General features: G+C 72.6%; 1 protein-coding gene. It reads right to left on the bottom strand.

What is annotated here, in order from left to right:
- Positions 1 to 558 (bottom strand): DUF222 domain-containing protein (locus RWK90_RS17290; protein ID WP_314038867.1); only part of this gene is annotated, 558 nt, incomplete at both ends.

Raw genomic sequence — 558 nt, 5'->3', positions numbered from 1 at the left:
GTTGGTCAGGCCGCCGGCGGCCCAGGGTGTTCCGGCGTGGTGGGCTTGGCTGTGGCGGGCGTCCTGGTCGCAGTCGGGGTGGGTGCAGCCGCCGTAGGCGGCGAACAGGGCCAGGCGTTGGTAGCGGGAGGCGGTGCGGCGGCTGCGGTAGAGCTTGAGGTCGACTTCCTGGTCGCACAGGGCGAGGAACCAGTGGTTGCCGGCGGCCATGGCGATGGCCTGGTCGACGGGTACGCGGATGCCGCCGTCGGTGTGGCCGCACCCGGCCAGGGTGGCCAGTTGGTCGAGGTCGATGCGCACGACGATCGCCGCGGCCGCGCCGGTCCTCGTGGCGTCGGTGTTCAGGGCGAGGGTCAGGGCGTGGACGAGGGCGTCGTGCATGCGTTGACCGTCGGTGCGGTTATCGGGGGTCTGTTCGTCGGGCCACAGGCGTCCGGGTTGGGCCCAGCGGGCGTGGACTTCGCGCATCAGGGCGGCCAGTTGGGGGTCCATGGTCATGGCGGCGCGGGCCATCAGGTCCAGTCCTTGGCCGGAGCAGGTGACCGAGCGGCGCCTGGC

The organism is Dietzia sp. CH92 (assembly GCF_032248695.1).
Classification (GTDB): domain Bacteria; phylum Actinomycetota; class Actinomycetes; order Mycobacteriales; family Mycobacteriaceae; genus Dietzia.
This window is presented reverse-complemented; position numbering and strand designations above follow the sequence as displayed.